Source organism: Microbacterium profundi (genome assembly GCF_000763375.1).
Classification (GTDB): domain Bacteria; phylum Actinomycetota; class Actinomycetes; order Actinomycetales; family Microbacteriaceae; genus Microbacterium; species Microbacterium profundi.
In genome coordinates, this window is the sequence record NZ_JPSY01000004.1 from 207838 (window position 1) to 220801 (window position 12964).

Consider the following 12964-nt stretch of genomic DNA (forward strand, 5'->3'; position numbering starts at 1 on the left):
TTGTGCGGTGCCCATTGTCCCCGTTGCCACCCCCAGCAAACTCAGTGTCCGCGGCGCCCGCGTACACAATCTCAAGAACGTCGACATCGACATCCCTCGCGACTCGATGGTCGTGTTCACCGGCCTGTCCGGGTCCGGAAAGTCGAGCCTCGCATTCGACACGATCTTCGCCGAAGGGCAGCGTCGCTACGTCGAATCGCTGAGCGCGTACGCGCGGCAGTTCCTCGGTCAGGTGGATCGTCCTGATGTCGACTTCATCGAGGGGCTGAGCCCTGCGGTCTCGATCGACCAGAAGTCGACCAACCGCAACCCGCGGTCGACCGTCGGCACGATCACCGAGATCTACGACTACATGCGTCTGCTGTGGGCGCGCATCGGCATTCCGCACTGTCCCGAGTGCGGTGAGAAGATCCAGCGGCAGACGGTGCAGCAGATCGCCGATCAGCTCATGGAGCTGCCAGAGCGCACCCGCTACCAGATCGTCGCTCCGATCGTCTCCCAGAAGAAGGGCGAGTTCGTCGATCTGTTCCGCGAACTCGGCGCCAAGGGGTACTCGCGCGCCATCGTCGACGGAGACCTCATCCAGTTGGCCGAGCCGCCGACTCTCAAGAAGAGCTACAAGCACGACATCGCGGTCGTGGTCGACCGGCTCGTCGCGTCCGACGACATCCTCGGTCGCGTCACCGACTCCGTCGAGACCGCGCTCGGGCTCGCCGGCGGCGTCGTACAGGTCAACTTCGTGGACGAAGACGGCGACGACGCGTGGCAGTCGTACTCCGAAAAGCTGGCCTGCCCCAACGGGCATCCGATCACGCTGACCGAGATCGAACCCCGTACCTTCTCGTTCAACGCGCCGTTCGGCGCATGCCCGACGTGTTCGGGCCTCGGCACGCGCATGTCGGTCGACGTGGATCTGATGCTCGACGATGAGGAGCTCTCGATCCGCGAGGGCGCCATCATCCCGTGGACCACGCAGGGCAAGGGGCTCTTCCAGTACTACGAGCGGCTGCTCGAAGGTCTGGCGCGCGACCTGAAGTTCGACCTTGACACCCCGTGGAAAGATCTGCGCGTCGATGTGCAGGACGCCATTCTGCGCGGCGACAACTACAAGGTCACCGTCAAGTGGAAGAACCGCTACGGCCGTGAGATGCGCTACGCATCCGGCTTCGAGGGTGTCGTGCCCTACATCGAGCGCCAGTACGCCCAGGCTGAGAGCGACAACCAGCGCGCGCGCTGGGCGGAGTACCTCCGCGAGGTCCCGTGCCCCGCGTGCGACGGAAACCGCCTCAAGCCCGAGGTGCTCGCCGTCAAGGTGCACGGTCACTCGATCGCCGAGGTCTCCCACCTGAGCCTCGCCGACGCCCGCGGCTTCATGGAGACGCTCACGCTCACCGAGCGCGAGGCGAAGATCGCGGCGCAGGTGCTGCGCGAGATCCGGCTGCGGCTCGACTTCCTGCTGCAGGTGGGACTCGCCTACCTGAACCTCAGCCGTGCGGCCGGCTCGCTGTCCGGCGGCGAGGCTCAGCGCATCCGGCTCGCGACCCAGATCGGTTCCGGGCTCACCGGCGTGCTCTACGTGCTCGACGAGCCGTCGATCGGGCTGCATCAGAGAGACAACCGTCGTCTGATCGAGACGCTGCAGACTCTGCGCGACCTCGGCAACACTCTGATCGTCGTCGAGCACGATGAGGAGACGATCGAGGCCGCCGACTGGGTCGTCGACATCGGACCCGGTGCCGGCGTCAACGGCGGTGCCGTCGTGCACTCCGGGCCTTACTCTGCGCTCCTCACGGAGACCGAGTCGATGACCGCCGACTATCTGGCCGGCCGTCGCGAGATCCCGACGCCGAAGAAGCGCCGCAAGATCGACAAGAAGCGGATGCTGAGCGTCGTCGGCGCCCGCGCGAACAACCTGCGCAACGTCACGGCGGAGTTCCCGCTCGGTGTACTCACCGCCGTCACCGGCGTGAGCGGCTCGGGCAAGTCGTCGCTGGTCAACGACATCCTCTACCGGGTGCTCGCATCCAAGCTCAACGGTGCACGCACACTCGCGGGCAAGCACACCCGCGTCACCGGACTCGACAACCTCGACAAGGTGGTGCACGTCGATCAGGCGCCGATCGGCCGCACTCCACGATCGAATCCTGCGACCTACACCGGCGTGTTCGATCGCATCCGCACGCTGTTCAGTGAGACGCCAGAGGCGAAGGTGCGCGGCTACCAGCCGGGCCGATTCAGCTTCAACGTCAAGGGCGGCCGCTGCGACGCATGCTCGGGCGACGGCACGATCAAGATCGAGATGAACTTCCTGCCCGACGTGTACGTCGACTGCGAGGTCTGCCACGGCAAGCGGTACAACCGCGACACGCTCGCGGTGCACTACAAGGGCAAGAACATCGCCGAGGTGCTCGAGATGCCGATCGTGGAGGCCGCCGAGTTCTTCGAGCCGATCCAGGCGATCCACCGGTACATGAAGACGCTCGTCGACGTCGGCCTCGGCTACGTGCGACTCGGCCAGTCGGCCACGACGCTGTCCGGTGGCGAGGCGCAGCGCGTCAAGCTCGCGACAGAGCTCCAGCGCCGCAGCAACGGCCGCAGCATCTACGTGCTCGACGAGCCGACCACCGGTCTGCACTTCGAAGACGTCCGCAAGCTCCTCGAGGTGCTGAACGGGCTGGTCGACAAGGGCAACACGGTGATCGTGATCGAGCACAACCTCGACGTCATCAAGTCGGCTGACTGGGTGATCGACCTGGGTCCAGAGGGCGGCTCCGGCGGCGGCGAGATCCTCGCCACGGGCACGCCCGAGCAGATCGCGCGCGTGGAGGAGAGCCACACCGGCATGTTCCTCGGTGAGATCCTCGGCGCAGGACGCGGGGCGCGGAAGGCCGGCTGATGGCCGACGTCCTCCCGTACAAGCCCTCGCAGGGCGAGATCCCGACCGATCCCGGTGTGTACCGCTTCCGGGATGCCGAGGGGCGCGTGCTGTACGTCGGCAAGGCGAAGAACCTGCGCCAGCGGCTCTCGAACTACTTCGCGCCGCTGCGCACCCTTCACGAGCGCACGAGGCGGATGGTCACAACTGCCGCGTCCGTGGAATGGACGGTCGTGCCGACCGACGTCGATTCGCTGCAGCTGGAGTACATGTGGATCAAGGAATACGATCCGCCGTTCAACGTGCGCTACAAGGACGACAAGTCGTACCCGTTCATGGCGGTCACGCTGGGAGATGAGGCGCCGCGTGTGCTCGTCACCCGCAACCGCAAGATCCCGCGGGCACGGTACTTCGGTCCGTACCCGAAGGTGTGGGCGGTGCACGAGACCATCGACCTGATGATCAAGGCGTTCCCGATCCGCACCTGCAGCGATGCGAGCTACAAGCGTGCGATGGCAACGGGACGGCCGTGCTTCCCCGGCCAGATCGGCAAGTGCGGTGGCCCGTGCTCGATGAAGGTCACGATTGAGGAGCATCGGGCGATGGTCGACGACTTCGTCGCGTTCATGGCCGGGGGCGACGAGCGCTTCACGAAGGAACTCAGCAAGCGGATGCTGTCGGCATCCGCAGCCATGGACTACGAGGCCGCTGCGAAGTACCGCGACCAGCTCGCCTCGATCGAGGCCGTGCTCGGCAAGAGCTCGCTGGTACTGCCGTCTGACGAGGATGCCGACCTCTTCGGCATCGCGGAGGACGAGCTCGCGGCAGCCGTGCAGCACTTCGTGATCCGCGGAGGGCGCGTGCGCGGCGTGCGCGCCACGATGATCGAGAAGGAGATCGACATCTCCGGAGCCGATCTCGTCGAGCAGGTGCTGCAACGCACGTACGGTGAGGGCGTGGATGTGCCCCGTCGCATCCTTGTTCCCTCGCTGCCCGACGATGCCGCAGAACTCGAGGTGTGGCTGCGCGAGCGCCGCGGACGCAAGGTCGAGATCGCGGTCGCCCAGCGCGGTCAGCGCGTGGAGCTCATGCGCAACGCGACGCTCAACGCGACGCAGGCGCTCATCCGTCACAAGACCCGTCGCACGAGCGATTACGTCGCACGCACGCAGGCGCTCACCGATCTGCAGGAGGCGCTCGATCTCGAGACGGCCCCGTTGCGCATCGAGTGCTTCGACATCTCGCATCTCGGCGGCACGAACGTGGTCGCGTCGATGGTGGTGTTCGAAGACGGACTGCCGCGCAAAGACCAGTACCGCTCGTTCAACATCGCCGAGACCACCGACGACACCGACTCGATGTACCAGGTGCTCATGCGGCGACTGGCATACCTCGACAGGCCGGAGGAGGACCCGGTCGCGGAACTTCCCGCCGACCCGCTCTCCGACGGCGAAGAGGTCGTGGCCGTGCCCAGGAGGAAGCCCCGGTTCTCGTACCCGCCGCAGCTTCTGCTCGTCGACGGCGGCAAGCCGCAGGTCGAGGCGGCGGCACGCGCCCTGCGCGATGCCGGCCACACCGAGATCGGGCTGTGCGGAATCGCGAAGCGGCTGGAGGAGGTGTGGCTGCCCGGCGAGGACTTCCCGGTCATCCTGCCGCGCACCAGCGAGGCGCTCTATCTTCTGCAGCGTCTTCGTGACGAGGCGCACCGCTTCGCCATCATCCATCAGCGCAAGCGCCGCAGACGCGACATCGCCACGGTGCTGGAAGAGGTGCCCGGACTCGGTGCGTCGCGCATCAAGGTGCTGTTGAAGCACTTCGGGTCGGTGACCGCGCTGCGCGGCGCGAGCTCGGAGGAGATCCAGCAGGTGCAGGGGATCGGACCGGCACTCGCCCAGAGCATCCACACGCACCTCGCGACTCGATAGGCTGGTCTTCACAGCGGGAGCTGATCTACACATGGAGAGGAACCGTCGATGACCGTCGAGGAGAAGAACGAGTTCCTCATCGTCACCGGCATGTCCGGTGCGGGGCGCTCCACCGTGGCGAACGCCCTTGAAGACCTCGGCTGGTACGTGGTGGACAACCTCCCACCGCAGATGCTGCGCCCGTTGCTCGATCTCACCGATCTCGGTGGGGGAGCACTGCCCAAGGTCGCGGCGGTCGTCGATGTGCGAGGTCGCAATCTGTTCAACGACTTCCCCGAGGTGGCTCGTGCGCTGCGTTCGCGCGGTAGCGTGCGCGTGGTCTTCCTCGACGCATCCGATGATGTGCTCGTGCGGCGGTTCGAGTCGGTCAGGCGCCCGCATCCCCTGCAGGAGGACGGCACCCTGCTCGACGGCATCCGGCTTGAGCGTTCGCGCCTGACGCTGGTGCGCGAGGCGGCCGACATCGTCATCGACACGTCCGAGCTGAACATCCATCAGCTTGCGACGCAGGTGTTCGAGGCCTTCTCCGAGGAGGGTGCGGCGCGGCACCGGCTGACGATCCTGAGCTTCGGGTTCAAGTACGGGCTGCCGACGGACGTCGACCTCGTCGCTGACATGCGCTTCCTGCCCAACCCCTTCTGGATCGATGAACTGCGCGGGCTCACCGGTCAGGATGCTCCGGTGCGCGACTATGTGCTCTCACGCGAAGGCGCGACGGAGTTCCTCGATGCTTACGCCACGGCGCTGGTTCCAGTGCTGGAGGGGTATCAGCGCGAGAACAAGGGGCATTCGACCGTCGCGGTCGGCTGTACAGGTGGCAAGCATCGGTCGGTGGCGACGGCGGAGGAACTCGCTAAGCGCCTCGCCTCGATCCCAGGTGTCGCGGTCAATGTCCGTCACCGAGACCTCGGCCGCGAATAGAACGGCGCGGCGCCCGGTAAACTGTTCCTTTGCGTCGCGATCCGGCGCATGACGCTTTACAAGGAGTCCCGTGGCACTAACCACCGACGTCAAGGCTGAACTCGTCAGCATCCGTAACGCACCCCCGACGGTTCGCGTCGCGGAAGTCACCGCGATCCTCCGGTTCGCCGGCGGGCTCCACTCGATCGCCGGTCGTGTCGCCGTCGAGGCCGAGGTCGACGCTGATCTGCTGGCCCGCCGCGTCGCCCGCGATCTCGCCGAGATCTACGGGGTTCGTCCTGAGATCGCCCAGGTGCAGTCCGCGAGCTCGCACGATGGCGCGCGCTACGCGGTCCGTGTGATCGCGGCAGGCGAGACGCTCGCACGCCAGACCGGTCTGCTCGACCAGCGCCGCCGACCTGTGCGCGGGCTCCCCAACAGACTCACCACCGGATCCCGCGAAGAGATCGCGGGTCTGTGGCGCGGTGCGTTCCTCGCAGCCGGTTCTCTTTCGGAGCCCGGCCGCTCGGCGATGCTCGAGGTCTCGTGCCCGACCTCCGAGGCCGCGATGGCGCTCGTCGGTGCAGCGCACCGGCTCGGCGTCGCAGCCAAGGCGCGCGAGGTGCGCGGTCTGCCGCGCGTCGTCGTGCGAGAGGGCGAAGCGATCCGCTCGATCCTCAGCCAGATGGGTGCCCAGAAGACCGCGGCCGCATGGGAGGAGATGCGCCAGCGCCGTGAGATGCGCGCCGGAGTCAACCGACTCGTGAACTTCGACGACGCGAACCTGCGTCGCTCGGCGCAGGCTGCCGTCGCTGCGTGCGCACGTGTCGAGCGTGCTCTCGAGATCCTCGCGGAGGATGTGCCCGACCACCTGCGCGTGGCGGGCGAGCTGCGTCTCGCGCACCGCGACGCCAGCCTTGACGAACTCGGTCACCACGCGGATCCGCCGCTCACGAAGGATGCTGTCGCAGGACGCATCCGCCGCCTTCTGGCGATGGCCGACAAGCGTGCGCAGCAGGAGGGCATCCCCAGCACGGAGGACGCCGTACCCGCAGGGCTCGACGCCTGAACAGACATCGTCTTTTCTCGTCATCCGAGGAAGGATCCGCACCGCTGTGCCGTTGACGTCAGTAGGATGAAAACGTCTGCTCCGCACCGCACACGGGTGGTGCGGGGGACCGACAAGCGCCGCGGCGCGGCGCGGATTGGATGAAAGCGACATGGCGATCTACACGCTCCCCGACCTTCCCTACGACTTTGCAGCTCTTGAGCCGCACATCAGCGGAAAGATCATGGAACTGCACCATGACAAGCATCACCAGGCGTACGTCACGGGTGCGAACGCGGCACTCGACGGACTCGCTGAGGCCCGCGACAGCGGCAACCTCGCGAACGTGAACAAGCTCGAGAAGGACCTCGCGTTCAACCTCGGCGGTCACGTGAACCACTCGATCTTCTGGACCAACCTCTCCCCGAACGGCGGAGGCGAGCCGGAAGGCGAGCTGAAGGCCGCCATCGACGAGTTCTTCGGCTCCTTCGAGAAGTTCCAGGCGCACTTCACCGCCACCGCCATGGGTATTCAGGGCTCTGGCTGGTCAGTGCTCAGCTGGGACTCGATCGGACAGCGTCTGATCATCCAGCAGCTGTTCGATCAGCAGTCCAACTCGGCACAGGGCACGATTCCGCTGTTCCAGCTCGACATGTGGGAGCACGCCTTCTACCTCGACTACCTCAACGTGAAGGCCGACTACGTCAAGGCCGCGTGGAACATCGCGAACTGGGAGAACGTGGCCCAGCGCCTCGACGCCGCCCGTAAGCAGACGAACGGCCTGCTGGTACTGTCGTAATCAAGACGGGCGTCCCGACGGACAACAGCCCGTCGGGACGCCGTCGTCCACGAATTCTCTAATGAAAACGCGCGAGAGCGCACGAGAAACAGGAGACCTGAGTGTCTGTAAAGATCGGCATCAACGGCTTCGGCCGTATCGGACGCAACTACTTCCGCGCAGCTCTTGCGCAGGGAGCAGACCTTGAGATCGTCGCGGTCAATGACCTCACCGACAACAAGTCGCTTGCGCACCTGCTGAAGTACGACTCGGTGGGCGGCGTCCTGGATGCCGACATCAGCTTCGACGACGACAGCATCACGGTCAACGGCAAGCAGATCAAGGCGTTCGCCGAGCGCGACCCTGCCAACCTCCCCTGGGGCGAGCTGGGTGTCGACATCGTCATCGAGTCGACCGGCTTCTTCACCAAGGCCGAACTCGCCAAGAAGCACATCGATGCAGGCGCGAAGAAGGTCCTCATCTCGGCTCCGGCCACCGGTGCTGACGGCACGTTCGTCATGGGCGTGAACGAGGAGACGTACGACGCGGCCAACCACCACATCATCTCCAACGCCTCATGCACGACGAACGCGCTCGCCCCGCTCGCCAAGGTGTTCAACGACGCCTTCGGCATCGAGCGCGGCTTCATGATGACCGCGCACGCCTACACTGCCGACCAGAACCTTCAGGACGGCCCGCACGGCGACCTGCACCGCGCACGCGCTGCGGCGATCAACATCGTCCCCGCGTCCACCGGTGCGGCGAAGGCCATCGGCCTGGTCCTCCCGGAGCTGGAGGGCAAGCTGAGCGGCTCCTCCTACCGCGTTCCGGTTCCCACCGGCTCGATCGTCGACCTGACGCTCGTCACCGAGCGCACCGACATCACTGTCGATGAGATCAACGAGGCCTACCGCAAGGCGGCAGCCGACGGAAGCCTCGCCGGCTATCTGCAGTTCAACGCGGACCCGATCGTCTCCAGCGACATCCAGCACAACGCGCACTCGTCGGTCTTCGACTCGACGCTGACCAACGTCAGCGGCAACCTCGTGAAGGTCTCCAGCTGGTACGACAACGAGTGGGGCTACTCGAACCGCCTCGTCGACCTCACCGAGTACGTCGCAGAGCGTATCTGAGCTCGTCATGACTCTGCGCACCCTGGAATCGCTGGGTTCGCTCGAAGGCAAGCGCGTCATCGTCCGTTGTGACCTGAACGTCCCCCTGAAGGACGGCGTCATAACGGACGATGGGCGTGTGCGCGCTTCGCTGCCGACTCTGAATGCACTGATCAACGCCGGCGCACGTGTCATCGTGTGCTCGCACCTCGGCCGCCCCGACGGGGCACCCGACCCGCAGTACAGCCTCGCGCCCGTCGCACAGCGACTGTCTGAACTGCTCGGCAAGCCGGTCGCGTTCGCTCGCGACACCGTCGGCGAGTCGGCGAAGGAAGCAGTGGCGTCTCTCGAAGACGGCGGCGTCGTCGTGCTCGAGAACCTGCGTTTCAACGCGGGGGAGACCGCGAAGGATGACGCGGAGCGCAAGTCGTTCGCATCGGAACTCGCAGAGCTTGGCGATGCCCTGGTCTCCGACGGATTCGGCGTCGTGCACCGCAAGCAGGCGAGCGTGTACGAGCTCGCCGAGCTGCTGCCGTCCGCGGCAGGGCTGCTGATCGCGACCGAGCTCGACGTGCTCGACCGTCTCACCGAGAACCCCGAGCGGCCGTACACGGTCGTCCTCGGCGGTTCGAAGGTCAGCGACAAGCTCGGTGTGATCTCGCACCTTCTTCCGCGCGTGGATCGCATCCTCGTCGGCGGAGGGATGCTGTTCACCTTCCTGAAGGCGCAGGGGCACGCAGTCGGTGCCAGCCTGCTCGAGGAGGACCAGCTCGACACCGTGCGCGGTTACATCACCGAGGCCGCTGAGCGCGGCGTCGAGATAGTTCTGCCCTCCGACGTCGTCGTGGCGGAGTCGTTCTCGGCGGATGCTGCGCACGAGGTGACGGAGGCGGATGCCATCGAGCAGACCGCGTTCGGAGCATCCGGCATCGGACTCGACATCGGGCCGGCGACCGCGAAGGCGTTCGCCGACGCGATCCGCGATTCGAAGACCGTGTTCTGGAACGGCCCGATGGGCGTGTTCGAGTTCCCGGCGTTCGCCGCAGGAACCAAGGCCGTCGCGCAGGCGCTCTCCGAGGTCGACGGCCTCGGAGTCGTCGGTGGCGGTGACTCAGCGGCCGCCGTGCGTCAGCTCGGCTTCGCTGATGACCAGTTCGGTCACATCTCGACGGGCGGAGGCGCAAGCCTCGAGTTCCTCGAGGGCAAGAAGCTACCCGGCCTGGAGGTGCTCGGATGGGCATAACCCGTACCCCGCTGATCGCGGGCAACTGGAAGATGAATCTCGACCACCTGCAGGCGGTCGCGTTCGTGCAGAAGCTGCATTGGGCGCTCAAGGACGCCAAGCACGAGGACGGCTCTGTCGAGGTGGCGGTCTTCCCGCCGTTCACCGACATCCGCAGCGTGCAGACGCTGATCGACGCGGACAAGATCCCCTTCGCTCTCGGTGCGCAGGATGTCTCGGCGCACGATTCCGGTGCATACACCGGTGAGGTCTCGGGTGCGTTCCTCGCGAAGCTCGACGCCAAATACGTCATCATCGGCCACTCCGAGCGCCGTGAGTACCACGCAGAGTCGGACGACGTCGTGGCAGGCAAGGTGCAGGCGGCGCTCAAGCACGGCCTCGTACCGGTGATCTGCGTCGGCGAGACCGCAGAGGACCTGGAGAAGTTCGGCGCGAGCGCCGTGCCCGCTGGCCAGTTGGAGGCAGCGTTGAAGGGCGTTCCGGCATCCGCTGACATCGTCGTCGCCTATGAGCCCGTGTGGGCGATCGGTTCAGGCCAGGCGGCGACCCCGCAGCAGGCGCAGGATGTCTGCGCCGCGCTGCGCGGAGTCCTCGCGAAGTCGCTCGATGAGGACGCCGCTGCGCGCACCCGCATCCTCTACGGCGGATCGGTGAAGGCGGCGAACATCGCCAGCTTCATGCGTGAGCCCGACGTGGACGGCGCACTGGTCGGCGGGGCGAGTCTCGTCGTCGACGACTTCGCCGCGATCATCCGGTTCGAAAAGCACGTCGGAGTGTAAGTGGTGACGGGGCTGCGGCCCCGTCACTGCGTATACTTGACCCTTACGGGCAGACAACAGCCCCTTCGAAAGGCTCTTCTTCGTGGCAATTCTTGAGTTCGTCCTTCAGGTCCTGCTGGGCATCACCAGCGTCCTGCTGACACTCCTCATCCTTCTCCACAAGGGCCGCGGTGGCGGTCTGTCCGACATGTTCGGCGGTGGGATGACCTCTGCGGTCGGCTCGTCCGGTCTCGCGGAGCGAAACCTCAACCGTTTCACCATCGTCCTTGCGCTCGTGTGGTTCATCTCCATCGTCGCGCTCGGACTCATCACGAAGCTCGAGGTGATCTGACCATGGCCAGTGGAGGAAACGCGATCCGCGGAACCCGTGTGGGCTCAGGCCCCATGGGGGAGCAGGACCACGGCTACCACGCCGACCGTACCGCCGTGTCGTACTGGGATGCGCTCGGGAACGAGACGGTCCGCCACTTCGCTGCGGGGCTCCCTGAAGAGGAGATCCCCGAGACGATCGACCACCCGCAGTCCGGGCTTCCAGCCGGCCGCGACAAGGCGAACCCGCCGTCGCTTGCGAAGAACGAGCCGTACAAGACGCACCTCGCATATGTGAAGGAGCGTCGTACCGACGATGAGGCGACACAGCTTCTCGATGACGCTCTCACGCAGCTGCGTGAGCGTCGCGGGCAGGCGTGAACCAGCTTTTCCTCAACCCTTGACGAGACCGTCGCGACGCACCCGTCGCGGCGGTTTCGTCGTCCCGGCTGAATCAGCTCAGCGGCACCCGGTCGCCGTGTCGATCAGCGACTGCGGGGGAGGACCGTATGCGGAGGTACCGTTGGCGACGTCGGTGTAGCCCATACTGATGGCCCAGGCGGTCGCCCACGCCTCGATGTTCGCCTGATCCGAGTCGTCGTACATTTCGTCGCACTTGACGCTGATCGCATGACCGACCTCGTGCGCGACGAGCGCTTCGCTGCGCGCACCTGGCCAGTACGCGGCGACCGAGTTCGACAGTTCGATCGTCGCGTAGCCAGGATCGGCATACCACCAGGTGGCGTAGCCACCCATGCTGTCGGCGTAGCCGTAACCGTTCACGAGCTCGGACCAATCGAAGTCGAGCAGTACGCCTGGGGAGAGGGAACGTGCGAAGGCCTCGATCTGCAGGCGTGCTTCGTAGAGCGGTCCGCTCTTCTCAGCGAGCTCTGCCTGCTCAGATGTCAGCATCTGCGATGCGGCCGTCTCGAGATCGGTGTAGGCCGCAGCGGCGGTCTCATCGAAGGATCCCTTGCTCTGCTGCAGCCGCTCCGCAGCCGACCGCAGCGCGATGATGTCGAGGTTTCGGGCCGACACGTGTGCTGCCTCGAACCCCGAGGCAGCATCCGCGGCCGATGCGATCGCGGTGACACCTGCGTCTTCGAGCGTGCGTGCCGCTTCGTCGGCCGACTGGCTGGCGGTGTCAAAGTCATCGACGAGTTCGTCGGTCGCATCGCGGTCGGCGTTCAACTGAGTAGTCTCGCCGAAAAGTTCCCATGCCCAGGTCGGTTTCTCGTCGGCTGCTGGGAGTTGCTGCTCTCGGACCGCCGTTCCGTCCGCGACTGCTGTCTCCGCTTCGCCGACAGTTTTGATCAGCACTTCCTTCGAGGCGGCATCCATGAGGACGCTGGCGTCATGGCCCGCGATTCCGGATGCGACGGCGAGAGTGCCTTCGAGCGCAGCCAGTTCATCGTCGAGAAGGCGGACGCCGTCCTCGGCGTCATCGATCGCATCCTCGAAGCCGGTGAGGGCGTCGTCGTAACCGAGGTTCGCTCCGATCTGCACGGCAGCGCATCCGCCCGCCACCAACACGATGCCGAGAGCGCCCCAGATCACAGAGCTTCGCCTTCTGTGCGATCTCGGCGCGGGTGCCGGTACTGCAGCGACTGGTGCGCCGAAGGCTGTGCCGAGGGCGTGACCGCCTCGAGGAGGAACTGACGGTGCGGTCACGAATCCTCCTGAGGAGAAGTGGAGGGGCTGACGAGAATCGAACTCGCATCATCTGTTTGGAAGACAGAGGCTTTACCACTAAGCTACAGCCCCGGAATCCGACCCTCTGGAGGGCGCGGAAGCCGACCTGACAATCATAGCGGACGATGAGGCAGCTCCTGTCCGTTAGACTCGACGAGGCCGTTCCCGCGCGCGGGGTCACGGGGCGTAGCTCAGCTTGGTAGAGCGCCCGCTTTGGGAGCGGGAAGTCGCAGGTTCAAATCCTGTCGCCCCGACCACGGCCCTCCATACCTCACGACCGCATGATCACGCGGAAATCACAAG

The 12964-nt window shown here is 65.8% G+C and carries 11 protein-coding genes and 2 tRNA genes; 11 read left to right on the forward strand and 2 right to left on the reverse strand.

Going from position 1 to position 12964, the window contains the following annotated elements:
* Nucleotides 1-7: 7 nt before the first annotated feature.
* From uvrA to JF52_RS0115755, 10 genes are all read left to right on the forward strand, one after another.
* The gene (uvrA, locus tag JF52_RS0115710) at nt 8-2896 is read left to right on the forward strand and encodes an excinuclease ABC subunit UvrA (RefSeq protein ID WP_033107528.1); all 2889 of its coding nucleotides are present in this window, start codon (nt 8-10) and stop codon (nt 2894-2896) included.
* On the forward strand, nt 2896-4800 hold the full coding sequence (gene uvrC / locus JF52_RS0115715) for an excinuclease ABC subunit UvrC (protein WP_033107529.1): 1905 nt from the start codon (nt 2896-2898) through the stop codon (nt 4798-4800). Before uvrA ends, uvrC begins: the two co-directional genes overlap by 1 nt.
* Before the next feature lie 48 nt (nt 4801-4848).
* On the forward strand, nt 4849-5721 hold the full coding sequence (rapZ, locus tag JF52_RS0115720; protein WP_033107530.1) for an RNase adapter RapZ: 873 nt from the start codon (nt 4849-4851) through the stop codon (nt 5719-5721).
* Between the two features lie 70 nt (nt 5722-5791).
* Nucleotides 5792-6769 (forward strand): DNA-binding protein WhiA, encoded by a 978-nt coding sequence (whiA, locus tag JF52_RS0115725; protein ID WP_033107531.1) that lies wholly within the window; start codon nt 5792-5794, stop codon nt 6767-6769.
* Nucleotides 6770-6920: 151 nt separating this feature from the next.
* Nucleotides 6921-7547, forward strand: coding sequence for a superoxide dismutase (locus JF52_RS0115730; protein ID WP_033107532.1), 627 nt, complete (start codon nt 6921-6923; stop codon nt 7545-7547).
* A gap of 101 nt (nt 7548-7648) precedes the next feature.
* Nucleotides 7649-8659 carry a type I glyceraldehyde-3-phosphate dehydrogenase gene (gene gap / locus JF52_RS0115735; RefSeq protein ID WP_033107533.1) on the forward strand — a complete coding sequence of 337 codons (1011 nt, stop codon included), beginning with the start codon at nt 7649-7651 and terminating at the stop codon, nt 8657-8659.
* Between the two features lie 7 nt (nt 8660-8666).
* Complete coding sequence (locus JF52_RS0115740; RefSeq protein WP_033107534.1) at nt 8667-9881, forward strand: phosphoglycerate kinase; 1215 nt, start codon at nt 8667-8669, stop codon at nt 9879-9881.
* Nucleotides 9872-10660: a triose-phosphate isomerase gene (tpiA, locus tag JF52_RS0115745; protein ID WP_033107535.1), complete on the forward strand. Its 789-nt coding sequence runs from the start codon at nt 9872-9874 to the stop codon at nt 10658-10660. Before JF52_RS0115740 ends, tpiA begins: the two co-directional genes overlap by 10 nt.
* 82 nt (nt 10661-10742) lie before the next feature.
* Nucleotides 10743-10991 (forward strand): preprotein translocase subunit SecG, encoded by a 249-nt coding sequence (gene secG / locus JF52_RS0115750; RefSeq protein ID WP_033107536.1) that lies wholly within the window; start codon nt 10743-10745, stop codon nt 10989-10991.
* 2 nt (nt 10992-10993) lie between these two features.
* Nucleotides 10994-11350, forward strand: coding sequence for an RNA polymerase-binding protein RbpA (locus JF52_RS0115755; RefSeq protein WP_033107537.1), 357 nt, complete (start codon nt 10994-10996; stop codon nt 11348-11350).
* Nucleotides 11351-11428: 78 nt separating this feature from the next.
* Here JF52_RS0115755 and JF52_RS0115760 read toward each other — a convergent pair whose 3' ends face one another.
* Both JF52_RS0115760 and JF52_RS0115765 read right to left on the reverse strand, forming a co-directional pair.
* Nucleotides 11429-12526, reverse strand: a complete 1098-nt coding sequence (locus JF52_RS0115760) for a hypothetical protein (RefSeq protein WP_033107538.1) — start codon at nt 12524-12526, stop codon at nt 11429-11431.
* 133 nt (nt 12527-12659) lie between these two features.
* Nucleotides 12660-12733, reverse strand: a tRNA-Gly gene (locus JF52_RS0115765).
* A 108-nt stretch (nt 12734-12841) separates the two neighbouring features.
* Between JF52_RS0115765 and JF52_RS0115770 the strand changes: the two genes are divergently transcribed.
* A tRNA-Pro gene (locus tag JF52_RS0115770) sits at nt 12842-12918 on the forward strand.
* Nucleotides 12919-12964 lie beyond the last annotated feature (46 nt).